The 26,255-nt window shown below is 39.0% G+C and carries 22 protein-coding genes; 5 read left to right on the top strand and 17 right to left on the bottom strand.

Going from position 1 to position 26,255, the window contains the following annotated elements:
* Positions 1-45: 45 nt before the first annotated feature.
* The 14 genes from PQ460_RS10120 to PQ460_RS10055 form a co-directional block, all read right to left on the bottom strand.
* Positions 46-594 carry a ribonuclease FAU-1 family protein gene (locus PQ460_RS10120; RefSeq protein WP_204823752.1) on the bottom strand — a complete coding sequence of 183 codons (549 nt, stop codon included), beginning with the start codon at positions 592-594 and terminating at the stop codon, positions 46-48.
* Between the two features lie 105 nt (positions 595-699).
* A complete protein-coding gene (locus PQ460_RS10115; protein WP_274172556.1) occupies positions 700-3,324 on the bottom strand; it encodes a PBP1A family penicillin-binding protein in 2,625 nt (874 codons plus the stop codon).
* Positions 3,325-3,508: 184 nt separating this feature from the next.
* Complete coding sequence (gene hfq / locus PQ460_RS10110; RefSeq protein WP_204823750.1) at positions 3,509-3,748, bottom strand: RNA chaperone Hfq; 240 nt, start codon at positions 3,746-3,748, stop codon at positions 3,509-3,511.
* A gap of 84 nt (positions 3,749-3,832) precedes the next feature.
* Positions 3,833-4,810, bottom strand: a complete 978-nt coding sequence (gene miaA, locus PQ460_RS10105; protein ID WP_273612673.1) for a tRNA (adenosine(37)-N6)-dimethylallyltransferase MiaA — start codon at positions 4,808-4,810, stop codon at positions 3,833-3,835.
* Entirely contained in the window at positions 4,807-5,580 is a 774-nt protein-coding gene (locus PQ460_RS10100; RefSeq protein ID WP_274172555.1) for a class I SAM-dependent methyltransferase, read from the bottom strand. The genes miaA and PQ460_RS10100 overlap by 4 nt, the downstream gene beginning before the upstream one ends.
* A 137-nt stretch (positions 5,581-5,717) precedes the next feature.
* Positions 5,718-7,880 (bottom strand): DNA mismatch repair endonuclease MutL, encoded by a 2,163-nt coding sequence (gene mutL / locus PQ460_RS10095; RefSeq protein ID WP_274172554.1) that lies wholly within the window; start codon positions 7,878-7,880, stop codon positions 5,718-5,720.
* Positions 7,881-7,971: 91 nt separating this feature from the next.
* A complete protein-coding gene (gene mutS / locus PQ460_RS10090) occupies positions 7,972-10,833 on the bottom strand; it encodes a DNA mismatch repair protein MutS (RefSeq protein WP_274172553.1) in 2,862 nt (953 codons plus the stop codon).
* A 238-nt stretch (positions 10,834-11,071) separates the two neighbouring features.
* A complete protein-coding gene (opp4A, locus tag PQ460_RS10085) occupies positions 11,072-12,868 on the bottom strand; it encodes an oligopeptide ABC transporter substrate-binding protein (RefSeq protein WP_273612677.1) in 1,797 nt (598 codons plus the stop codon).
* 38 nt (positions 12,869-12,906) lie between these two features.
* Positions 12,907-13,812, bottom strand: a complete 906-nt coding sequence (locus PQ460_RS10080) for an ABC transporter permease (protein WP_274172552.1) — start codon at positions 13,810-13,812, stop codon at positions 12,907-12,909.
* A 60-nt stretch (positions 13,813-13,872) separates the two neighbouring features.
* A complete protein-coding gene (gene opp4B, locus PQ460_RS10075; protein ID WP_273612679.1) occupies positions 13,873-14,841 on the bottom strand; it encodes an oligopeptide ABC transporter permease in 969 nt (322 codons plus the stop codon).
* A gap of 15 nt (positions 14,842-14,856) precedes the next feature.
* Positions 14,857-15,783, bottom strand: a complete 927-nt coding sequence (locus PQ460_RS10070) for an ABC transporter ATP-binding protein (protein ID WP_274172551.1) — start codon at positions 15,781-15,783, stop codon at positions 14,857-14,859.
* A complete protein-coding gene (locus PQ460_RS10065; RefSeq protein ID WP_273612681.1) occupies positions 15,761-16,801 on the bottom strand; it encodes an ABC transporter ATP-binding protein in 1,041 nt (346 codons plus the stop codon). Before PQ460_RS10065 ends, PQ460_RS10070 begins: the two co-directional genes overlap by 23 nt.
* Positions 16,802-16,993: 192 nt before the next feature.
* A complete protein-coding gene (locus PQ460_RS10060; RefSeq protein ID WP_274172549.1) occupies positions 16,994-17,968 on the bottom strand; it encodes an aromatic acid exporter family protein in 975 nt (324 codons plus the stop codon).
* 197 nt (positions 17,969-18,165) lie between these two features.
* A complete protein-coding gene (locus PQ460_RS10055; protein ID WP_274172548.1) occupies positions 18,166-19,698 on the bottom strand; it encodes a carboxypeptidase M32 in 1,533 nt (510 codons plus the stop codon).
* Positions 19,699-19,942: 244 nt separating this feature from the next.
* On the opposite strand from PQ460_RS10055, the gene PQ460_RS10050 reads away from it, so the two are divergent.
* From PQ460_RS10050 to PQ460_RS10030, 5 genes are all read left to right on the top strand, one after another.
* Positions 19,943-20,281, top strand: coding sequence for an iron-sulfur cluster biosynthesis family protein (locus tag PQ460_RS10050; protein WP_273612684.1), 339 nt, complete (start codon positions 19,943-19,945; stop codon positions 20,279-20,281).
* A 41-nt stretch (positions 20,282-20,322) separates the two neighbouring features.
* A complete protein-coding gene (locus PQ460_RS10045) occupies positions 20,323-20,907 on the top strand; it encodes a beta-class carbonic anhydrase (RefSeq protein WP_069326019.1) in 585 nt (194 codons plus the stop codon).
* A gap of 277 nt (positions 20,908-21,184) precedes the next feature.
* The gene (locus tag PQ460_RS10040; protein WP_273612685.1) at positions 21,185-21,745 is read left to right on the top strand and encodes a PadR family transcriptional regulator; all 561 of its coding nucleotides are present in this window, start codon (positions 21,185-21,187) and stop codon (positions 21,743-21,745) included.
* Positions 21,746-21,876: 131 nt separating this feature from the next.
* A complete protein-coding gene (locus tag PQ460_RS10035; RefSeq protein ID WP_273612686.1) occupies positions 21,877-22,311 on the top strand; it encodes a hypothetical protein in 435 nt (144 codons plus the stop codon).
* Positions 22,312-22,316: 5 nt separating this feature from the next.
* On the top strand, positions 22,317-22,607 hold the full coding sequence (locus PQ460_RS10030) for a YxcD family protein (protein ID WP_274172547.1): 291 nt from the start codon (positions 22,317-22,319) through the stop codon (positions 22,605-22,607).
* A gap of 60 nt (positions 22,608-22,667) precedes the next feature.
* Here PQ460_RS10030 and PQ460_RS10025 read toward each other — a convergent pair whose 3' ends face one another.
* The 3 genes from PQ460_RS10025 to PQ460_RS10015 all read right to left on the bottom strand — a co-directional run bounded on the left by PQ460_RS10025 (position 22,668) and on the right by PQ460_RS10015 (position 26,242).
* The gene (locus tag PQ460_RS10025) at positions 22,668-23,702 is read right to left on the bottom strand and encodes a dienelactone hydrolase family protein (protein ID WP_274172546.1); all 1,035 of its coding nucleotides are present in this window, start codon (positions 23,700-23,702) and stop codon (positions 22,668-22,670) included.
* A 171-nt stretch (positions 23,703-23,873) separates the two neighbouring features.
* On the bottom strand, positions 23,874-25,931 hold the full coding sequence (locus tag PQ460_RS10020) for an HD domain-containing phosphohydrolase (RefSeq protein ID WP_274172545.1): 2,058 nt from the start codon (positions 25,929-25,931) through the stop codon (positions 23,874-23,876).
* Positions 25,931-26,242, bottom strand: coding sequence for an STAS domain-containing protein (locus tag PQ460_RS10015; protein ID WP_274172544.1), 312 nt, complete (start codon positions 26,240-26,242; stop codon positions 25,931-25,933). Before PQ460_RS10015 ends, PQ460_RS10020 begins: the two co-directional genes overlap by 1 nt.
* Between the last annotated feature and the right edge of the window lie 13 nt (positions 26,243-26,255).

The following is a 26,255-nucleotide window of genomic DNA, read 5'->3' as shown; positions in this document are numbered from 1 at the left end:
TATAATGGTCATGTTAACATACTTATCACATTTTTTGATATCAAATCATGAATTACTGTCTTTCCCAAATAGACTTTGCCGGTGCTTGATCGATAAGGTAAACAAAGGAAAAGCATGAGCATCGATCTGTACTAGCAACTTTTGAGCTGTCTGTTGAGCTAATTCATAATCTTGATCTGTAATAATCTGCTTACGTAACGCATCATCTAATTCATCTTCATCGAGCAAAAACACTTGACCGTCTTTCATTACTACAATATCTAAATACAGATCATCAAACCAGGGTACACCTTGATCTGTTAATCCTTGCGTTTTGCAAATATCAATATACCATTCGATAATTTCACGCTTATCATCAAACATTGCAGTGACTACATAGTTCGCATGTTCTGGATAATACTGCATCCACGAATAACCTGCTGCTGCAATACAGAATCGTCGTCCTCCATATATTTTATATAAGGGTTCACGTAAACGATTCATACGGTACAGAGTGACATACCCTGTAAATAAACTATTGTTTACATAGCGTCTAGAGTAATTACGTTGAATCACTCTCCGCCAGTTCGCTCGATCCGCAAATTTACGTTTCATGGAAGTATCCCTTTCCCAACAAAGTAACTTCAGAATAGCATATTTGCGCCACGCACTCAAAAAAAGCCTCCAATTATATCACTGGAGGCTTTTCTGATAACCGATTTAAGGGGTAGACGGTGGTGCAGTCGTCGGTGGTGATGTTGTTCCCTCGGTTGTTCCTGCTGCTGGATCTGTAGTTGTGCCCGGTGTTGTGGTTTCAGGAGTGGCTGGTGTTGTTGTTCCATTTTGACCACCATCTGTACTACCATCCGGTGTTGTTGTTCCTCCATCTGGTGGAACTGTACCTTGATCAGTATTCGGATCTGTTGGTGTTGTGCCTGTGCCTTGATCCGTTCCTGTACCATTGTCTGTACCCGGTACTTCTTCACCTGTTGGTGGAGTCGTCGGTTCACCTTCTGGCGGCACTACACCACCTTCTGGATTTTCTTCTGGTTCAGCAGGGGTCTCTGTTGCTTCATCGACTGTAATCTGAACCGTATCTGACGCATCCGATTGTGATCCATCTTTCATCGTAGCTGTTACATAATACTCATACGTTTGTCCCGGAGCTGCACTGCTATCTTGAGCAGAAGTATCACTTAATCCGCTAGATATCGCGGTAAATTGACCATCTCCGCTACCTTTACGATAAACAGTATACGAGCTAGCATTTTCTAAAGCTTTCCAAGATAAAGCAACCACTTGATTTTCTTTATCATAAGAAGCAGCCATACCGCTTACAGCAGATACTTCCGGTTCCGGTTCTTCTTCCACCGGTTGCTCAACAGGAGCACTTGGTGTAGGAGCTTCAAATTGCTGTACTGGATATCCTTCAAGTGAAGGGCCCATAACCGCTGCAAACATCGCTGCTGCCATTCCACTACTTTCATTCAATAAATGGGTACGGTCTGGCTTGTCATATCCCATCCATACAGCGGCTGTCCACTCTTTGGTATAACCGACAAACCAAGCATCACGGTTCGCACTACTTCTGAATCCTTCGATACCATGCTGAGTTGTACCTGTTTTACCTGCTACCGGACGGTTAATTTGAGCACGTTTACCTGTACCATCATTAACAACGTCTTGCAACATTTGAGTCATTTCATTCGCTGTTTGTTTGCTCATGACTTGCGAAGTATCTGCTTTATTTTTGTAAATTTCATCGCCACCGCTATCGACAATACTTTTCACAGCATAAGCAGGAGTATACGTTCCTCCATCTGCAAATGTACGATACGCTTGTGCCATCTCTAACGTATTGGTTCCTGTGCTTAATCCACCTAGCGCAAGTGCTAAATTGCGATCTTGATCTGTTAACGAGAATCCTACCGATTTGGCAAAAGCAAGCCCTGAATCAATACCAATCTGATTCAGTGTCCATACTGCTGGGATATTAATCGAATCTTGAATCGCTTCATCCATCGTCACTGTAGAAGAATATCCATGCAAGTTCGTTGGACAGTAATTGCCAAAACATTGTTTCTCATTACTTAATAATGAATTAGGATTGAATTTACCTGATTCCAATGCAGGTGCATATGAAATAATAGGTTTGAATGCTGAACCTGGCTGTCTACGGCTAGTCACACGGCTGAAATTACCTGTGTTGTAGTTACGTCCACCGAGTAAAGCTACAATACCTGCGGTATCGTTATTGACGATAACCATTGATCCTTGAACAGGTACATCATCTGAACTTTTTTCAAAGAGGTCGTTATTTTTAAACGAAGTCTCCAAGTTCTGTTGAGCTTTGGCATCCATGGTAGTGTAAATTTTATATCCACCACGGTTCAAATCATCCGATGTTAAACCTGTTACATCTTCTGCTTCTTGCATAGCGTACTCTATAAATGCTTCATAGTTTTTATCTTTATCATTCGCAGAAGAATTGTATTTATAATCCACTGCGGCTGCTTCTTTAGCTTCTGCTTGTGTAATATACCCTTGATCTGCCATCAATTGCAGTACAACACCACGACGTTCTTTCGATAGATCAGGATTCGATTGTGGATTGTAACGTGATGGAGCTTTAGGTAGACCTGCAAGTGTAGCAATTTGCCATACTTTTAATTTGTTCAAGTCTGTTACACCAAAGTACGTTTCTGATGCTTCTTTGATTCCGTAAGCACCTTTACCAAAGAAAATACGATTTAAATATGTCGTAATAATTTCTTCTTTGGTCATTTTGCGTTCTATCGCTAAAGCAATCGATAATTCTGTTGCTTTACGGAAAAACGTTTTGTCATCATTCAAAAATACGTTTTTCGCTAACTGCTGTGTAATCGTACTTCCGCCTTCTACAGCAGAACGTGCTACAACGTCACGAACAGCTGCACGACCGATTGACCAAATATCTACACCCTGATGTTCAAAAAAACGACGATCTTCTGTTGCTACAAAAGCATCGACAAGCAACTTCGGAATTTCATCGTATTGTACAGGGTCACCTGTCCTCACAGAGCGTTCTTGAATCAATGTGCCGTTGCGATCAAAGATTTGTGTAGGGCCGTTAATCGCTAATTTATTAATGTTTTGTTGATAGATTTTTTCTCCACTTACCATAATAAACATGTAACCGGCTAGTGCACAAAATACGCCCAAAGCAGCGACAATAAATAATGTCCAAAATACACGTTTACCTGTTATTTTTTTCTTTTTCTTTTTTGGTGTTGGCTTGGACTGTCCCGGTCTTGTTCTTGTTTCCGGCTTACTTTTGTCACTGCGGGATAGCTGCTGTCTTGGCATTTTTCGTTCTGACTCCCTTTCAGTAAAACAATTTACATCATTTATACAGCAAATGATTTTGAAGTATAGACGTCGTTCTGTGATGCCTAACGCTAGAAAGAAAAGAACAACCTATAGAACAGGTTGTCCGATTCTTTGTCCTATAGTTAGACGATGTTAAAGCATAAAAAGTTTCATTTTAATGTTAGTTGTCGCTTTGATTATCCTGCATTAGGGATACGTTACGTGATGGTGTAAATGTAGATACAGCATGTTTGTAGATCATTTGCTGACGTCCATCGCTATCCACCATAATGGTAAAGTTATCAAAAGCTTTGATCGTACCACGAATTTGAAAACCGTTGACCAGATAAACAGTCACTGGAATATTTTCCTTACGCAATTGATTTAGAAACGTATCTTGAATATTAATAGACTTATTCATTAGCCGTACCCCCAAGTGATTATTAATTCAGCATTGAAAATGCTCAATTCATGTAAGAATGTAATCTCAGTGTAATCAATGTTTTTAGGTTGTTGATGTATATTCCATATCCGCAGGGAATGTTCCTGCTATGATATTATGAACTTCACGGGTATGTTCGTCGCTTCTGTCCACATCGCTAACATCAACCCAATGAATATTATTCATATGACGGAACCAGGAAAGCTGTCTTTTTGCAAAACGACGTGTATCTCTTTTCAGCAGCACCACTGCTTCTTGAAGCGATACATGACCTGCAAGATGAGCAGCAATCTCTTTGTATCCTAGCCCCTGCATTGCGACCATTCCGGGGGTATACCCTTGATTCAAAAGGTTTCTTACCTCTTCAACCAGCCCTTCTTCTAGCATCTGGTCTATACGGGCTTCAATACGTTTATATAGCATTTCCCTATCCATTGTCAAACCTACAAAACATAACTCATAAGGAGATTGCTTATTTTGCCCCGATAATTGATCGGAAAGTTTGACTCCTGTCATATGATACACTTCCAGAGCGCGAATTACGCGTCTTTGGTCATTAGGATGCAATCGTTTGGCAGAAGGTGGATCAATCTCTGCTAGGCGGTCATGGAGCGCTTGAGCGCCATGCTCCTCCGCATACGCCGCCTGTTCCTGACGAAATGCTTCATCAGCTCCATTTTCGCTAAATTCAAATTCGAAACATACTGATTCGATATACAACCCGGTTCCCCCTACAATAAAAGGAAGATTCCCTCTAGCTGTTATCTCTGGAATCAATTTGCGACAACGCTGTTGAAATTCAGCCACTGAAAAGGATTCTTGAGGATCATGAATATTGATCAAGTGATGAGGAATTCCTTGCATTTCTTCCGGTTTGATTTTGGCTGTCCCAATATCCATACCACGGTAGACCTGCATGGAATCACCTGAAATAATTTCGCAGCCAAATGTTTTGGCAATTTCTATACTGATTCCAGTTTTACCAACAGCTGTTGGACCCATTAGGACCAGTAGCCTTGGTTTTTTAACCGTTTGGGTCATGGATAAATCACTCCGTATTCAATTTTTGATGTTTTGCGCTGTATTCGCTTAAATCCAAGCCGTTCATATTCTGGACTATCCCATTTTTCTTTGAGCAGAACAGACTTACGAGCGACTCGAATCGCTTGCTTAACCGCTTCTTCTGTTAACGCATTATGATTGGAAAATCCTCGTAAAGGTGCGATCGCAGCCGACTGATGTACCGCTTCACGAAACATCGGATCGAAATAAATCACATCTACACTTTTATCGGGTTGGTTGCTTAAATACGTCACATGATCTTGCTGAATCACTTCGATTCTACGCATCGCTTCATTAACAGCTTCGAGAGCCGTTACATGACTTCGAAGTCCTTCAGTCAGCAAAGCTGCAAGCGGCATCGAACTTTCTAACGCCACTACTTTTCCCTGCTCACCTGTATAAAGTGAAAATACAAGAGAATCTGATCCTAGTCCTGCTGTACAATCGATCACATGATCTCCAGGCTCTATCAGCGAGTGAGTGATCATCGGGTCTGCTTCCCCTTTGAGCAAGCGTTTGGCTCTAACGTACGCCATGCTAGGGTGAAACTGCATAATAGGCTCACCTGGACGCATAATCCGCACTTCTTGCTCGACCAGTACGATAAAATCAGTCTCATTATAGGTAGAGGCTAGCTTGGGGATAGAGCGCCCTGCACGCTTAATATAAGGAACAGCAAATTCCGCCGCCAGCTTTTGTGCACGCTGGATTGTATAAGTTGCGGCATCATCGCCAGTTGTAATCATCATTCTGTTTTTCTCCATTCCAGCATTTAAAAATACAAATCTACATTCACTTTCGAATGCACTTCCAGATTGTTTAGTATGAGTATATGCATCATACAAATCATTCTAGTTATTGTATGCCATAATACCATAACTCTGCATTACATCACACGTTTGAACATTTTTTCCAGATCATACGAAGAGAAAGAAACCACTATTGGACGTCCATGAGGACATGTATATGGCTGACGACAGGTCGCCAGACGATCCAGTAACGATTGTGCTTCAGCCTCGGTTAGCTTCTGATTGGCTTTGATCGAAGCTTTGCAAGAACATAATGTAGAAGCTTGCTCCCGTAACTTCGCTAGATCAATCGCTCGTTCACTAAGCACCCATTCTGCCATCTCTTCTATAACTTGTTGTTCTTCGCCTTTAGGAAGCCAGTATGGATAAGCGGTTACTCGAAACGTCTGACCACCAAAATGCTCTAAATACACCCCTACCCGCTCAAACCAATGCAATCGGTCTTTCAGCTTATTGGCTTCTGCTAAAGTAAATTCAAGCGTAATTGGCAACAACAGTTCTTGCGATACTTCTTCAGGACGACCAAATTTTTCATAATAAAATTCGTAATTAATTCGTTCATGAGCCGCATGCTGATCAATCAGAAATAATCCTTCGTTATTTTGAGCAACCAGATACGTACCATGATGCTGACCGATCAAAGTCATATCTGGAAATTGCGGAATTTCTGGTTCTTCAGCAGTGCCATATAACAATTCCGCACTAAAATTACGATTGTTATTGTTGTTATAATTGGGTCGTTGTGGTGCTTGTCTTGTAGATGAACTAGCGGTACTTTTGGAAGCTGTTGCATTCGGCTTCTGATATTGCCCTGTGTGACTGTGTTCTTGAATTTGCTCAGCAGGCTGTGTCTGGATCGGAGCCGTATAAGCAGGCGACGCATAAGACGGCTGATCTAAAACAGACGAACTGGCTTTATTAGATGGTGTAGCTTGAACAGGTGGTAACTCTTTTCTGTCTTCCTGTACATGTGGTGCAATAGGTTGTTCCTTTTTCTTATACGTTATATCTTCTTCATTTGAAACAGAAGGAGACTGAATTTTAGATTCTGGTGGTAGATCTGCATCTGTAAATGGCGGAATATAAGGTGCATCCAGATCACCCAATTCGCTTGAACTATGGCTTGGATTATGAGTATTTTGTTGCGGTTCCAAGTATTCCACAGGTGCTTTAGTAAAGTTAAATTGCTCTTGTATAATCGATTCACTATTGCCACGCTTAATTGTCTGCTTGGTTGCATGCGGAATCAAAATTTCTTTACGCAATGTCTGACGAATCGCTTCTTCTACAAACAACATTAATTCGGCTTCTTTACTAAAGCGCACTTCCATTTTGGATGGATGTACATTCACATCTACTAAAGAAGGATGCATCGTTAATTGCAATACAGCTAATGGATACCGATTAATAGGCAATAATGTATGATATGCACGTAAAATCGCTTGATTGACTGCATAATTACGAATATATCGACCATTCACTACAATAGACATCGCATTGCGACTAGATTTGGCAATTTCAGGTCGTCCTATATAACCACCAATCTGATAATCCAGATTTTCACCTTCTAATGGCAATACCATTTTGGCAGCAGAAGTACCATAGACTGCGGCAATCACTTGTAACATATCCCCTGTGCCCGGCGTCTGAAGCAACAGATTACCATTGTGCCGAAACGTAAAAGCAATTTCAGGATGAGCCAGCGACATCCGGTACATAACATCAGAGATATGTCCAAGTTCGGTTTGCACTGTTTTCATATATTTCAATCGTGCCGGTGTGTTATAAAATAATGAATTCACACGAAAATCTGTACCACGCGGCGCCGCTTCATCTTCATTGACTTTGAGTGTGCCACCTTCAATCACTAACCGTCTTCCTGCACCATCATCTGTAGCACTGGATAGCAATTCTACTTTGGATACAGCGGCAATACTCGGTAAAGCTTCACCACGAAAGCCCAGACTTGTAATTTGATATAGATCACGATCATCGGTTAATTTACTTGTGGCATGACGATAAAAGGCAGTCTCACAATCATCTGCGGCGATCCCTTGTCCATTATCTTGTACACGAATATATTCAAGTCCACCTTCGCCAATATGAACATCAATACGACTAGACTTAGCATCTATGGCGTTCTCAACCAATTCTTTTACAACAGAAGCTGGACGTTCTACAACTTCCCCTGCGGCAATCTGATTAGCAATATGTTCATCTAACACACGAATTTGACCCATTTATAATTCCTCCTTCCATCATTTCATTTCGTAATATTTAGCAAAAATGAATGTGGTATCGATCTATACCGATCTATACCATCAACCGTTATTATGAATACGTTGCTTTCACTTTGAGATCGTTCAACAACTGCATAGCCTGTAAAGGAGTCATATTCATAATATCTGTATTTTGAATCAATTCTACGATTTGTTTGGCTACCGGATCTTCTTTGATTATCGTCTGAGTAACTTCTTCTTCATCTCCAAAAATAGACAACTGTACAACATCTTGAGCTTTGGATGTAGCTGGATTGGTAGAATGTCTGCTTGGTGAGACAGACTGTTTATTCAGCGTATTCATTTCTACATCAGATGGTTGATTGGCTGACTCTTGCTTGTGATCAACAGAAAGTATAGAACCTTTTTCAGCAATCTGGACAGAAGAATGATTGCTATTTTCAGCAGAAAACGATGTTTGTGTTTGTTCTTTGGATAACAGTTGAGATTGTGTATCGTTATGTTGTTGCTCTTCTGATCTAGCAGATACCGCTACAGCCGATTGATCTGCTACAACAGTGCTACTCGCCTGCTCCATCCGGCTAAGTATACCATTCGCGCGATCAATAATACTTTCTGGTAAGCCTGCCAGTTGCGCACAATAAATACCATAACTGGTACTAGCTGCACCCGGAACTAATTTGCGTAGAAAATGAACTTTATCTCCGCTTTCTTTTACAGCCATTGAAAAGTTTTGTAGATGCTCTAACGTTTCTTCCAGATGTGCTAATTCATGAAAATGGGTAGACACCAATGCTTTACAGCCGATCTCATGATGCACATATTCGATCACTGCTTGAGCTATAGACATCCCTTCACTGGTTGATGTCCCTCGACCTAATTCATCAATAATGATAAGACTTCGAGGTGTTGCACGCTCGGTCATTACTTGAATATCTGCCATTTCTACCATAAATGTACTTTGTCCACCGATCAGATCATCTGCGGCTCCAATACGGGTAAAAATGCGATCGATCATTGGAATTTCTGCTTGACTTGCAGGTACAAAACATCCAATTTGCGCCATAATAGATACCAAAGCCACTTGACGCATATACGTACTTTTACCAGCCATATTTGGACCTGTAATCAGTAAAATATTAGCTTTAGCTTCTGTGATTTCTGTACTGTTCGATATAAACGATGTATTATTCATTACTGCTTCTACTACAGGATGACGACCTTCTTTGACGATCAGATCATAACGATCTGTCAATACAGGTTTGACAAAAGCACGCTCTGCACTAATCGCGGAAAAAGACTGATAAACGTCGATTTCAGCTACCTTTTCTGCTAACTGTTTAAGCCGCGGAATTTCATTGGCGACTTGAGTTCGCAGATCAGCAAACAATTCATATTCAATATCGACCATTTTTTCTTGAGCTTCCAAAATAAGTGCTTCTTTGGCTTTCAGTTCAGGTGTAACATAACGCTCTGCATTTGCTAACGTCTGCTTGCGCTCATATCTGCCTTCTGGTAAAGCATTTAAGTTAGAACGAGTTACTTCTATATAATAGCCGAAAATTTTGTTATAACCGATTTTGAGCGACTTGATACCTGTTGCTAAGCGCTCTGCTGCTTCAAGTTCAGCAATCCAACGCTTACCATTGACGCTAGCTTCACGTAATTCATCCAGATGAGCATGATAACCTTCGCGGATTAATCCTCCGTCTTTTACCGATACAGGTGGATCATCTACAATCGCTGTACTGATTGCATCGGTTAAGTCTCTACATTCATCCATTAACTGCGCAATTTGTTGCAATGTAGATGAAGAAGAATCTGTACATTGACGACGCAATTCTGGAATTTGAGCAAGTGAGTCACGCAATGCTAACATATCCCGTCCATTTGCTGTTCCAAAAGCAATCCGTCCCACCAAGCGTTCTAGATCATAGATCCCTTTCAATTGAGATCGCAAATCTTCCCGCAAAATCAATCCTTGATGAAGCTTCTCTACCGCTTCTAAACGCTCTTCTACTAATTTACGAGATAATAAGGGCTTATCGATCCAGCGACGAAGCAATCGTCCACCCATCGGCGTCTCTGTACGATCAAGCAACCATAGCAAAGAACCTTTACGAGAACGCTCACGTACCGTCTCTATCAATTCTAGATTACGACGTGTAAATGGATCGAGAATCATATAATGTTCAGGCTCATAAGCACTGATATGTGTTAATTGTCCAAGCGAACGCTTTTGCGTTTCACTTAAATAGCCAATGAGTATAGAAATACACAACTGACGTTCTTCATCCAGTCTTGCCCACGCTGCTTCGCCAAATTGACGACGTGCTAATTCCTCACGTGCTTTGTCCCAAGGTGTATAGAGTACTTTGCGTCCTAGTTGTAGCGCTTGACGATAAGATTCATCAATCAGATCAACTTGTCCAATAATTTCAGACGGTTCATACAATCCTAGTTCATCACGTAACCATTGTTGTGAAGATAAAGCAGATGTCACATGCAGTTCACCTGTAGACAGATCACAAGCTGCTAAAGCCATTTTCCCTTCACGTTCTGTCAAACAGATCATGTAGTTATTCGCTTTGTCGGTTAACCCTTTACTTTCCATCATCGTACCCGGTGTAACGACGCGGATAATTTCACGTTTGACAATTCCTTTGCTTGCGCCTGCATCTTCTACCTGTTCACAGATAGCGACTTTGTATCCTTTTTCAATCAAGCGATGAATATAGTTTTCTGCTGAATGATAAGGTACCCCACACATCGGAATCCGCTCGGGCACACCAGCAGCTTTGCCTGTCAACGTGATCTCTAATTCTTTAGATGCTAGAATCGCATCATCGAAAAATAATTCGTAAAAATCCCCCAATCGGAAAAATAAAAATGCATCTTGTGCTTGTTCTTTTATTTTGAGATATTGCATCATCATCGGTGTATACGTAGTCATGTTTCCCCTCCAAAAAAGCATTCCAGAATATCGTTAAGCATAGATATAACATGCTTGTTTTTATCGAAATATTATCGTACTCATACTTATTGCGATATGCAATCTTTTTTCGAAATGCAAATACCTGTTCGTCTCTTTATTATAACGAAAGAGCTTGAAAAGTGCTACGGATCAAAAAAGAAGTGCAAACCTAATGTTACCGGTTTGCACTTCTTTGGTTGTACTTGTAGTGAATCTTTTATTGTTGTACTTCTGGTTTGTCTGAAGTCAACTCGATTTCAGCTAGTGAATCGTAGCTTCCACCATACGTAATGTCATAATTTTTAACACGTTTGTTTACAGCTTGTACTTCGTAACGATACAAAGTAGGAATAACCGGTGCTTGATCGATCATCAACTGCTGCCATTGATTGTAAATATCTTTACGATATGTCATATCAAATGCTTTAGGAGATACACCTTCTGCAAGCAATTTATCATTTTCTTCACTTACAAAGCGAGAATAGTTGAATGACGCTTTGCTACCGTACAATCCAGCAGGGTTAATGTCTGTACCTGTTCCCCATGCTGCGCCATATACATCGATGTCTGGATCATCTTTTTCAATACGATCATAGAAAGAGTTGAACTCTTGTAGACGACCATCTAGTAATTGAACGTTTAGACCAATATCTTTCCAGTTTTGCAGATAGAATTGAGCACGAGCTTCTGAGATGGTATCTCCACTCATTGCAGCATAGTTAATCGTTAATTTGTTTCCTTTAGGATCTTCGCGCAATCCGTCTCCATCTTTATCTACATAACCAGCTTGATCCAGCAATTGTTTCGCTTTTTCAGGATCATAGTTATATCCTTTAATGCTATCATCATGATATTGTGCAAATGCAGGAATAATCAATGAAGTTGCAGGTGTACGCAGACCGTGATACAACTGTGTACCTACTTGTTCATTATTCAATGCATAACCCATTGCTTGACGTAACTCTTTGTTCGCCATTTTAGCATCCGGGTTCATTACACTTTCACCTTTAGCTTTATCGAATTTACCTAGTTTGAATCCAATATAATCATAAGACATTTCTTGTCTACCCAAGAACTCTACGTTAGTTGGTACATTTTTACCATCATATAGACTGTTAGGGAATGCAGCTAAATCAATATCACCTTTTTTCAAAGATTCAATGACTACATTAGGGTTAACTACTTTAAGATTTACACCAGCTAATTTAGGTGCGCCGTGGAAATAGTCTTTGTTCGCTTCAAATTGTACAGATTCACCTGTAACCATCGCTTTGATTTTGTAAGGACCATAACCGATAGGGTTTTTACGTACTGGATCAGAAGAAGACATGTCTGCTACTGGAATATCTCCAAATACTTTTTTCTCTAAAGGATAAGACCAAAGACCCGATTTTACAGAAGGATCTGCTTCTTTAAAGTCGATTTGTACTTCTTTATCGTTTATGACTTTGATACCTGAGATTGTTTTCGCTTTGCCAGCATGGTAATCTTCCATACCTACAATATTCATAAAGCTTGTATCATAACGCACGCCGTCATAATCTTTGTTACCAATCACTTCAAAAGCAAAAACATAATCTTCTGCTGTAACAGGATTACCATCAGTCCAGTTTAATTTGTCGTCAATTTTTACATTTACAGTTTTGTTATCGTTGGAAAAGCTAATATTAGCAGCTCCACCGTCTTTCACATCAAAGTTCTCATCTGTAGCAAATAAAGAAGGATAGAAGAATTGAATAACTTCAAAATCCGGGTTACCACTGTAGAAAATAGGATTCAAAATACCTTCAAATGGAGTATCCGAAATCAAACCGTAATTCATTGTTCCGCCTGCAATAGCAGCAGCAGTGTTCGTTGTTGCTTTTGGAAACTTACCTGATTCCTTTACACTTTCGCTTGTTGCTGGTGTTTCTTGAGCCGTTGGTGTTGACTTTCCACTTGTACAAGCAGATAGCACCAACACAAATGCAATGAACAGAATAGATACGATTTTCTTCTTTGTATTTCCCAACATAAATCTTCCTCCTTTTTGATGATCGTACTGTAAATTTATTATCCTAATCGCTGTCTAGCATCTGTCGCACGTTTGAGCGCTTGACCGACAAAGTTAATCGCTAGAATAAGTACCAAAATCAGCAGCGATGCTGGTAACCACATCCACCAATAGTTCTGCAAAATATCAGGATCTGTTGCATTACTTACAATCGTACCCAGACTCGGCGTACTCTGTGGCAATCCAAATCCTAGAAAAGATAAACCTGTCTCAATCCCGATATTACCAGCAAGATTCAATGTCATATTTACAATAACGATTGAACTCAGGTTAGGAAGTATACCAAAAGCGATAATCTTCCAGTTGGGTGTACCTAATGTTTTGGAAGCTTGTACATAATCCAATTCTCGTTCAGCAAGGACTTTGGCTCGAATTAGACGAGCTTTACCTACCCAGAGAAAGGCGGTCATAATGAAAATAAATGACCATATATTATATTTAGGTACAATCGTTACAAATACGATAACTAACATTAAAAAAGGAAGTACAAGAATAAAGTCGATAAAACGCATAATAATATTATCTACGATTCCGCCAAAGAAACCTGCAATTAAGCCAATACTCAGACCAATAACAGCAGCAAAAATCGTAATTGCAAAAGCAATCGTAATTGAATTACGTGCTCCTATAACGACCTGTCCAAAAATATCACTACCAGCGCGGTCTGTACCTAACCAGTGATCTGCACTAGGTGGAGCTTTAATAGAAGTCAGATCCACTTTAGTTACAGCTTCTTGGTCGATAAAAAATACAGAACCATAAATAACAATCAAAAATAAAGCTAAAAAGATTAATGAAATCATAGCCATTTTATCTTTGATTAATTCTTTACCTAAAATTGACCAACTTGAAGGCGATTTTTGAATCGTTTCTTCAGGCGCAAATGTTTGAGCTCTCATTCCCATTACAGGCTTCCTCCGTTCTTATTCTGATAGTACATGTCAGATGTATTGTTTTGCATTAGCTTAGCCAATCCGAATGCGTGGATCAACCCAACTCAAAATGATATCCGACAACAATGTACCGATAAGAGCAAGTAAGCCGGAAAGCATAACCAATATGGTGACTACAGAATAATCACGCTGTGTAATGGATTGTAAAAATAGCTGCCCCAATCCTGGATAACCAAAAATAGATTCAATAAATAAGTTTCCAGCCAATACTCCTGTTAAGTCATAACCAAGAAATGCAGCAATAGGAAGTAAAGAGTTACGCAAAATGTGTTTTGAATACACTTTGGATTCTGGAACACCTTTAGAACGAGCTGTTTTGACAAAATCTTTAAGTCTAGTATCGATAACTTCATTACGAAGGTATTGAATCGTTGCTGTAGTACTCACTAGTGCCCCTGCAATAGCAGGTAAAATCAAGTGATAAAACTTATTCGCATAATAGGAACCAGATCCTGGCTCTATACCTACATCTACACTACCACTTGTTGGAAACCAACCTAATTGGAATCCAAAAACGAATAGAATTAACAATGCAAAAATAAATAACGGTGTCGCAAAACTGAGATACGTGTACCCTGTAATCGTTTTGTCTAACAAACTATTCTGATAACGTCCACTCAAAATCCCCAGTGGGATCGAAATCAGATACGTTAATACTAGAATTGCTACACCAAGGTAAAAGGTATTCGCCAAGCGACTGCCAATCAAATCAGCAACGCCTATTTTATGTACATATGACTTTCCCAGATCCCCTTGTACTAAATTTCCTATCCAACGTCCATATTGTTGCCATGCTGGATCATTTAGACCTAATTTCTCCCGTTGTTCTGCTAATACTTGTGGACTGACATTCGGATTCGCTTGCATAGCACCCGTTAAAGCATCGCCCGGCATTGCTTTCGCTAAGAGGAAGATCAGCACGCTCAGTACGAACAATTGGGGAATCATGATCAGAATGCGGCGAAGCGTAAATTTCCACATAATTTAATTTCCCCCCTATGGTAATGCGACTTGATGTGACGAGCTGATCGACTTCAATGCCAATGGCTTGCCCTCTGGGTCTAATAGATTATTCAGATCTTGTTGATATGAAGATAAAATCTGTTGACGTGCTTGTGTGCTTGCTTGACGCTGAGCAGGATCGATATTCGGAATAGCCGATATTAATCGCTTGGTATAAATATGCTGTGGATTCTCATAAATATCTTCTGTATTCCCTTGCTCGACTAAGCGACCACGATACATAATGCCAATCTCATCACACATATGACGCACAATCCCTAAGTCATGACTGATAAATAAATAGGTGAGGTTAAACTCTTTTTGAATTTCTTTCATAAAGTTAAGCACTTGTGCTTGCACCGATACATCAAGCGCAGATACAGGTTCATCTGCAATAATCAGCTTCGGATTCAGTGTTAATGCTCTCGCAATCCCTATCCGTTGACGCTGTCCACCTGAAAATTCATGTGGATATTTAAATGCCGCTTCTGGATTTAGCCCTACTTTTTCAAGTAAATCCTGCACCCGTCTACGCTCTTCTTCTTTGGTCAAATTCTCAAAATTACGCAATGGTTCTGCAATAATATCCAATACGCGTTTTCTACCATTAAGCGAAGAATACGGATCTTGGAAAATCATTTGAATATCACGACGTAATGAATGTTGATTTTTGTGAGCAATTTTGGTTAAATCTTGCCCTTCAAATGTGACATTTCCATCTGTTATTTTATTAAGTCCGATAATTGCGCGTCCTGTTGTTGTTTTGCCACATCCGGATTCACCGACAAGCCCGTAAGTTTTACCTGCTTCGATCTGAATCGATAGACCATCTACTGCTTTGACATGACTGACAACACGCTGGAAAAAGCCACCACGAATCGGATAATGTACTTTTAAGTTATTGAGTTCCAGCAATGCCATTCAACACAATCTCCTTTCCATCTTCTACTTCATCTTCAAAATGAAAATTCTGGTAGCATGTACAACGTACCCAATGATTTGGAGCCACTTCATTCAGCTCAGGGTGTTCTGCATGAGCAGTCTGTGGAATCCATGGAATACGTTCTGAGAAGCGACAGGAACCACGAGGAATATTCTGTAATGAAGGTACACGACCATCAATTACATGTAAGCTCTCCTGCCCTACATTTGCTCCCGGCATCGAAGCCAGTAATGAGCGGGTGTACGGATGTTTGGGATTGTTGAATAACTCATTTACATCAGCAATTTCTACAATTTCGCCAGCATACATGACGACAACACGATCTGCCATTTCAGCAACAACGCCAAGATCATGAGTGATCAGAACAATACCAGCGTCGTTTTCGGCTTGCAGTTGCTTCAATAAATCCAAAATTTGAGATTGAATCGTTACATCTAGAGCTGTTGTTGGTTCGTCAGCGATAATCAATGAAGGGCGACATGCAATCGCGATCGCTATCATAATCCGCTGTCTCATCCCACCAGATAACTCATGTGGATATTGGGCATATACCCTCGTTGGATCAACAATGTTTACATTTTCCAATAATTCGATAACACGCTTTGTTTTTTCTTTTCGAGATAACGACGTATGATAATCGAGATTTTCTTCGATTTGTTTGCCGATGGTCATCAAAGGATTCAATGCTGTTAATGGGTCCTGAAAAATCATACCGATTTCGGAACCACGAATTTTGTTCATTTGTCCAGGTGACAATTTGTTCAAATCCTGCCCTTTAAAAAGCAGTTCACCTTCGATGTGCGTATTTTTGCTATCATGAAGTCGTGTCAGAGAAAGTGCCAAGGCACTTTTACCACAACCCGATTCACCTACAATAGCCAAAACTTCGTTTTTGTTGATCGTTAAGTTCAGTTGATCGACAGCAGGATAATACTCATCTTTGATACGAAAAGCTACTGTCAGGTCTCTGATTTCCAATACCGATTCTGTGTTCAAAATTTGGGTTGCCTCCTCGCTTCAAACTTTAACGCAATGTAAACATTTCTTGTTAATTGTTATCATTTTATATTTATAATCTTCCAAAGGTCAATAAAATTTAACTTTTTTCCAAAATGGTGAAAAGAATTTAGCATAAAAGCTATCATAACGTGTGACGATATAGATAGCTTCTATGATTAAACTTATATTCTATTTTACCTTATTATCCATACCTAGCAAGGGGTTACGCAATTTATCACGTTTGGATATTTTTAGGTATTGACCCAATTCTCTGCATAATTGCAATATAGCGGAACGCATTTCAAATTCTTCACGAGTTACTGGTAAATCCATATTTTTAAAATCTTCTTCCAGTGCTAATAATAGACTTTCCGTCTTGCCTGTATAATATGGCGTCTTCACATCTCTAGATAATTGTTCAAACATTTCTGCTGCTGCATCCGCTTGAGGCATTTTACGATACACTTGAGCGACCAGTTGCATCATGTTCTGAATCGAATCTAGATGTTGTTTTCGCATATAAAAATATACTGTCCATGATTCATCTGTATACAACATCTGATTTTCCAGTTCACGCTTTGATTCTATTAGTCCCTGTTCTACTTTGGCATACGCTTCGATCACTTCTTTACCATCCCAGGCAAAAGAAGGACTTCGTAGCGTTTTGGCAATCTGCTCACACATTTGAGATAACAGTTCATTGACTTCACTGCGAATCGCATCAAGACGCTGATGCGGATTAGGCATATAGACCAGATTGACAATAGCTGCTGCACCCAGACCGATCAGTAACAATTCAATCTCTACTAACATCGTATGAGCTGTCAAAGTTGCTCCGTTAAAAATATGCACAACCACTACAGAACTCGTCACGATTCCTGCACTAAAACCTGCTCGTGTAATCAATGGGAAAGCTACCAAAATATAAAGTGCAAATACCCAGTGATGAAAACCAAATAACGAAAACAATACAAAAGCACAAATCATTCCAATCAACGAAGCAAAAAATCGAGCTGCAATTGTTTTAAGACTTCGTTTACGTGTAACATCGACTCCCAGTATAGCTAATAAAGCTGCTGACATCGCACTTGGAACGCCTAGCGTACTAGCTACAACCACTGCTAGTAATGCTGCAATAGCTGTTTTGATCACGCGAAAACCCATGCGTCTGTCTCTCCTTACTCCACTTCTTTTTCTCTATCTGTATTTTATGATATTTATTACTCTTTTGGAGTATAGGTTTTATCCTACTTGATTTATAAGTATTCGACAATATCGATTTGGTGCTATATCGTACAATTGTTTAACAAAATAAAAGCTTTCACCTGTTTCGTAGTGACAACAGATGAAAGCTTTTTGTGTTATGAATTCGTAGATTGTAGACGGTAAATCTCGTTATACTTTTCTTCCAAATAATCAGCAAGATAGTCCGGGTTCAACTCTTCACCGGTAATATTCTGAATCAACTCGGAAGGAGTACGGCTTTTGCCGTATTTATAAATCTTATCTGTTAACCATTCTTTGATCGGTAACAGATTTCCTTCAGCTATCCATTGTTCAAAATCAGGTAATTCTTTACGCATCGTATGTGTCATTTGCGCAGCATACATATTTCCTAAAGAGTATGAAGCAAAGTATCCGAAGTCTCCACCAGACCAATGCACATCTTGCAATACTCCTAATGAATCGTTTGGAGGCGTAATACCAAGATATTCTTGATATTTGCTATTCCATACTTTAGGCAGATCTTTGACGTCTAGATCTTCGTTAAATAACATTTTTTCAATTTCATAACGAATAATGATGTGTAAATTATACGTTAACTCATCTGCTTCAATACGGATCAATGTATTTTCTACGCGATTGGCAGCACGATAGAACGTATCTAACGATACCTCTTTGAGCTGTTCAGGGAATAAAGCTTGTAGATCACTATAATAACGATCCCAGAACGAACGGCTACGTCCCACTACATTTTCCCAAAAACGAGATTGAGATTCATGAATCCCCATCGATGTTCCTGTAGCAAGTGGAGTCCCTGCTAAATCATGTGAAATATTTTGTTCGTATAATGCGTGTCCACCTTCATGAAGAGAACTGAAAATCGCACTCATCACATCTTCAGGCATATAATGCGTTGTGATACGCACATCCCCTGGGTTTAGACCTGTAGCGAAAGGATGTACACTTTCATCCAAACGTCCTGCGTCAAAATCAAAGCCCATTTCTTTTAACAATAAATGACCGATCTTTTCTTGTTGACCGATATCATATTGTTGCTTCAAGAAATCGTTATCTGGTTGATGCTCTGATTGTTTGATTTTTTCAAGTAAAGGTACAAGACGTGATTTTAAACGATCAAATACAACATCTAATTTGGCTACTGTTAAATCAGGCTCATACATATCTAGCAATGTGTCATAACGTGTGTCTTTGACACCCCAATAATCGATAAAATCACGTTTCATTGCTACAATTTCACTAAGTAATGGCTCAAAGCCTTCAAAATCATCATTATGTTTGGCTTCTTCCCATACCGTTTGTGCATGAGTCGTTAAGCTGGAGTATTTTTGAATTTTTTCAGGTGGAATTTTTTCATTCAATTCATACTCTTTGCGCACATCTTGTACAATACGCTTGTCATTGTCTTCTAACTGTTCAAAAACATCTGGACGTGACAGCACTTCGATATAACCGCCCATTTCTTTCGATACAGACAGTTTGAAGTGTTCTGTCGCTAGTACACCAATCGTATCGGCACGTAGCTCTGCTCCTTTACGTGGAGCTCCTGTGCGCAAGTCCCATCCCATTAGTGCAAGCGCTTCACCATAACTGCTAATTTTGCGAACCAATTGCCGAAATTGTGTTAATGTCTCTTGTACATATTGTTCCATAATAAGGTTCACCTCTCTGCTTACATACACAACACTTGGTTATGGCATGCAATATTGTTATTTTTGTAAAAATACACCTCTTGATGATACGTTCTTCTAGTCGTATAATCAATGGTACACAATTAAATATTATAGACATATTTGATTGTATTGTGCTATATGCACTGATGGATTGTCTATAAGAATACATTTAACCATTTTTGCTCATGTCATAATATAGATAACTTCTAAGGAGTGAATATCGATGGTAAAAGTAAATGTAACCCCTCAAGCAGAACAATATTTATCACGCAAAATTGGTGATAAAAAAGCGGTCATTCGTATTTTCGTAGATAATGAAGATTGCGGATGTACAGGCGGTATTCCGGCACTTCGTTTAATTGACGAGCCAGGTAAAAGAGATACTGTTGTAGAAAGTAACGCATTGTCTTTAACTATGCATCAAAGTGGCGAATCTTATTTTGATGATGATGAACTTACTTTATCGACAGATGATTTGGGTTCTTCGCTCAGACTTAGTAGTGCTTCTCAGTATTATAGTCGAAGCATACGCGTTCTTGACGGACGCAAAGCATTAGCCTAATTTTATATTATTAATCTGTAAGATGACCAGGAGGATACTCAATGAACTCGATCACAACGATTATGCAACACAATCAGGAATTTGTGACTAGCAAAGAATACGAAGCTTATCTTTCCAGTCCTTTCCCTGAGAAAAAGTTGGTTATTTTGACTTGTATGGATACCCGTTTAACTGAATTATTGCCTAAAGCAATGAATATTCGTAACGGTGACGCCAAAATTCTAAAAAACGCAGGTGCTATTATTTCACAGCCTTTTGGTAGTGTAATGCGTAGTATTCTTGTCGCTATTTATGAATTAAAAGCAGAAGAAGTGATCGTAGTTGGTCATCATGGATGTGGTATGGCATCACTGAACTCGGATCATATGATCGAAAAAATTCATGAACGTGGAATTGCTCCCGAAGTGCTAACTACGCTTGAAAATTCAGGGATTAAACTTAAAAGATGGCTTCAAGGTTTTGATAATGAAAAAGAAGGCGTTATGCGCAGTGTAGATATTATCAAAAACCACCCTCTACTCCCTGCTAGCGTACCTGTACACGGTATGATTATTGATCCAGCAACAGGACAATTGGAGTTACTTGTGAATGGTTATGATCAAGTTGAAGTTCCTTCTAACTCATAATCAGTACACCATATTAACTTGAAAGAATGACATAATCAACTATAGATAAGTGTGGACGTGGATGCGATTGCTCCACGTCTTTTTGCTGTTTATTTTTGTGAAATGATGGAAATATCGCTCTTTTATTAAATTTGAACATTCTTTGTCTATCTTTTTTATATTTCAATAACTTTATATCAAATCGCTTCTGGCTTCCTTGCGAAAGCATACAGTTGTAGTGTACACTTTATCTTAAATCGGCCAAATGGCTGTTTTAAAAGATAGGAGAGAATGCCCTATGAACACGCTATCTTATGGTTTACTCGCTTTGCTTGCACGCAATAATTCGTCAGGTTACGACTTGATGCTCAAGATCCAACCATTTTGGCAAGCAAAACATAGTCAAATTTATCCACTGTTGTCACGTATGGAAGAGCAACATTTGTTATCCGCAGAATGGATTCAACAAACTGATAAACCGGATAAAAAGATTTACGCAATTACTCCACTAGGAGAACAACGTCTGAAAGAATGGATGCAACTTCCTGCAGGCGAACCAGTCAGTCGTGATGAATTAGTTCTCAAAGCTTTCTGCTTATGGACAACTGATCGCGAAAACGCTATCTCATTGTTTGGTACAAGATCAATTTATTACCAAGAACGTATTCATTACTTTGAGCAAGCGCTTCACAAAATGCCTGAAGAAGTTCGTCAATTTGGTACACGTGATTTTGGATTGTACATTTTACGTCAAAAAGCTTTATCAACAGCTAAAGCAAATTTGGAATGGACGACATGGGTTATCGACATGCTCAAAAATTCTACAACTGAAAGTTCCTCACAACCTCAACACCAATGAACAGTTAATACGAGACTAATGGTTCAAAATCAAGAGAATCAATATTAAAACATTTTGAAACCGAAGCAGATGTCATGCGTATATTAACTATACTGTCATTGAAGACAACTACTAGGAGGATCATGAACACAATGAAAAAAATGCTGATGGTTTTTGTAGCATTCACATTATTCTTCACTCTATTTAGCGGCTTTGCTAATGATGCCGATGCAAGACGTGGTGGCGGATTCAAATCTTCACCAAAGTCATACACAACAACACCTAAAAAATCAACAGATAGTAATAGCAGTACGATGAACAGCACGAACCGTACAAAAAATACTACAGCAGGTTCAACAGCAAATCGTGGATTTTTTAGCGGTGGTAGCTTTTTCAAAGGATTAATGATTGGTGGTCTTGCCGGTATGTTATTCGGCGGAATGTTCGGTAATATGGGAATGTTCGGAGACTTGTTAGGATTAGTTATTAACTTATTCGCCATTTATATTCTATTTATAGCGGCTCGTGGAATTTACCGTATGATTCGTCAACGTAAAAAATCTGCTGACCCGTACAATAGACGTTAATGCCTATGCGACTCAGTATGGATGAAATTACTAATGCAGTATGCTTGAATATCGCTGAACGCAAAGGACTGAAACCTACTGATGTAACGGTTCAACTTTCCTGGGAAGAAGATACTGGTTATACCGCAGAAGTATGGACAGAAGGACGAAGCCAATATTTAGTCGAAAGTAATCTGAACGAAGCGATTTTACGTTATATGTTCAGTGAGTATAATGCACGAGTATTTAAAGAACAAGTAGAATTAGTTATCAATGATGACGAAGAAGAAATTCAAGCGATCATTCACGATAACTAATAACTACACTATTCATTGTATAAGTTCTATTTTGTAAAGCTTGCGAGACAGACTATCTGTTCAGTCTATGATCGCAAGCTTTTTTTGTATCCAATCATAAGCATATCTTCCACTGATCTCATGAGCACCTTCAAAGATATCACTTGCAAATTGTTGTTCAGCATCATGTTGTTGATAGATCTGTTGTAGTTGTGCTATAGCTTTCTGAACACCTTGTATCGGGAAAATACGATCATGTCTCCCTGCTTCTACAAATAAAGGTCGTGGCGCAATCAGACCGATCCATTGTGGTAAGTCTGCATATAATGCCTGACCCGGAATATAGTTACAGATACAATGATGAATATGAAGAATACTATTCTGATATGTATTAGAAAAGCCGGTTAAAACAGTGGCACGTATACGCTGATCTAATGCCGCTGTAAGATAAGCGATCAACGCTCCGCCTGAAAATCCCATAATCCCGATCCGCTCTGAATTTACTTCTGGCATATCGCTAACAATATCAATCACTTTGAGCATTTCGTGTACTCTAAAGCCAGCTAATGTTTTGCCCATTAACAGCATTCGACTGGAAAGCGAATCACACGAATTAGCGATATCCGCATTATTAGCCATATCTTCTGCCAATCGTCTTTCGCCAAATCCGATCACATCAGGAGCAATAGTAATCAATCCCCGATTCACTAACTGAATAGCATAATGTTGATGAATACCCGGTATATCCAGATCTGGCTTGCCCTCAGGTAACAGTCCTACAATTTCGCGACTTCCATAGCCATGACCATGCACAGCAATCACTGCTGGAGCAGGAGTTGTAATCTGTTTGGGAATTAACACATACGCTGCAAAATAACTATAAGGTGAAGCTGAACATTCTATCCGTCTGCGAATATAAGTCCCGCAATCTACTGTTTCCAGAAGTGTGATCGAATGATCATTCTGGGTAGCAAATGTACCGATTAATTGTGGTAATATGTTGCGTAATTGGGTTTGTTGCTCGATGATATTCGAATAAGAAGAACGGTCTGGATGATTAGATATCAGTTCTGTATACCATTGTTGTAGCAATTGATCTCCTTGCCATCTATTCATAAGTATTCCTCCTTTTCAAATGCACACGTTATCATTTTATAATATTCCCTTTTCATTTCTTTATCCCTGCATTGTAGATACTCTTATTTTTAAATCTTCTATTGTGTCTATGCAATATATACTATCGTAATTGATAAGAAGCAAGTTAATGATAGCTACTTTCTACTATCATTAACTTGCTTCTTCTAAAAGCATATCAAATTCTAACAAAATTGAAGTTCCTTTCGAACTGGTATGCACCATAATTCGATCGGCTGACGTATACATCAAAGCAAATCCTTTACCTAATGAACGCTTACTACTATAACCAGAAATTAATATCATTTTAGGCAATTCATGAATCGGAATACCAGAGCCTTGATCGGTAATATAAATTTGCAGTACGTTACACTTGCTATAAACCGACAATTTACCATTGGCTGCGTGTTTGATCAGATTGGTTACACCTTCTGATACAGCCAGCTTAATATGCATTAATTTTTTCGGTTGATTGATTTTTAACTCTTCAGGGATATATTCCATCACTAAAGAGCGACCTGAAGATACGTCACTTTTAGTTATAATATCCATTTGAGCTAAAGGTGATCCCAAGTGTTGCTCTATTTCTTGTTGTTCTAAGCAGATATCGATTTTACTTTTTGAAAGTGTTTCGATCACATCTTTATACGACCGCATAGTACTTTGATGTAATTGTTCACGATATTCTAGTGCAGGCGTAATATCGGTTAATACGATGGCTACCCAGCTATTTTCAGGATAAAAATGAGCTTCAAATGTTTTATTTTTACTTTGAATGACTTCATAAAAATTCTCGGACACACGAAGCGCATGTTCAGCCAATATCGCTAATTGTTCTTTGAGATTAGCATCTTCCATATCATGCAAACTATCGTTGTCTCTGTATTTAAGCAATACCGTACCACCTGTAAATCCGCTCATTTCTTTATGTTCTTCAATCGATTGGAGTTCCACATGGATCAAATCGGTTTCTTGCAATAATGGCTTGGTAATAATCAATTGTCGTACTGTAGTAATCATTTCTAACGTGATCGCTTGAATTAATTTGGGATCTAATACTTTACCAGAAAGTTGTTGTAATTGACGTAACACTTCCCCATCTTCAGCATAACGATTAAGCAAATGTTCTAGATGATTACATAATGCGATAATTCGGGATTCATAAGGGATATCGTTTCCTTTTAACCCTGCCGGAAATCCTTTTCCATCATAACGTTCATGATGATGAAGTACCCATTCTGCTGCTTTTTTATCTCCACTAATCGATAAAATAATATTAAAACTTTCTGTCGTATGGGATTGGTATTCTTTTTCTTCTGTTAAAGAGAGCGCCCCACGTTTGGTTAAAATTTCCATGGGCAATAACGATTTACCGATATCGTGCAATGTAGTGTAATTGATCAAGTCTGTTCTTCTTTTTTTCGGGTAGGCAAGTAGTTCTAACATGTATTGACAAAGAATACCTGTATTTTTGCCATGCCCTTCATTTCGCTGTGAGATTCTTAATTCACTCAAGCGAATAAATTCTTCAGAAGACTTCATACGAATCTGCAATTGACGGATAAAACCATGAGATAAAAAGATAATCAGTAATAAAAACAGTAAAATGTAGACCGTTTCATACATTATATTTCCTAATGAGATATGTCTCAAAAAGTGCGGAACAATAATTGTACATAATAAAACAGGTACAATTAATTCTTTTAATTTAAGCACCATATCATTGAGAAAAGGAGTACCGATAATCGTAGTCGAAGCGCCTGCTACTAGCAACATATAGACCAGACTAAATACCAGTGAACCTAATCCTGCTCGTAGATATGTTGAAAATGGATCAAAAAACTCCATGACCTGATATGACAAATACAGACTGATCACACTTTTGCCCAAAGCAGAGCATATTCGAAATAGATTCATTTGCCGAATATCAAAATTCTTTTTACGGGCATACGATACAATCGTGCTAATTACGATCCCTAAAATAGCCGGGCTATATCCAAAAGCAAGTGCAAGAATAAGAAATCCAACCAGACTTCCGCTATATTCCTCACCGCTTAGTAATCTGACCGGAAACAGATCGAGTAAAACGATAAGAAACAAAATAGGCGCAATTGTAAATAATACAATTGAATGCCACTCGCGGACCATATATACCATACTAGCCAATCCTACCAGGCTGAGTAATATGGTATAGCCGTTCTTTTCTTTCATTATCTAAAAATTTCCTTGCCTAGAATCTCATCCAGTTGAAGCAATTCAAAAACTTCCATAACCTCCGGTTGAGTCTGTTCAATATACACATTACGTCCTAACTCTTGTAACACTTGTACCAAACGAATAATAAGACCGATCCCTGAAGAGTCTACAAAAAATACTTTTTCTAAATTTAATACAATATTCGTATACGGCGATACAGCCGGCTCAATCTCATCTTCCAATACATCTCCAGCATCTATATCAATATCACCTTCAAAATGTATTGTGGCCTGTACTTCATCTATGATTATTTTATATGCAAACATGCTATTCACTCTC

The sequence above is a fragment of the Paenibacillus sp. KACC 21273 genome (genome assembly GCF_028736095.1).
Lineage (GTDB): Bacteria > Bacillota > Bacilli > Paenibacillales > Paenibacillaceae > Saccharibacillus > Saccharibacillus kyungheensis.
This window is presented reverse-complemented; position numbering and strand designations above follow the sequence as displayed.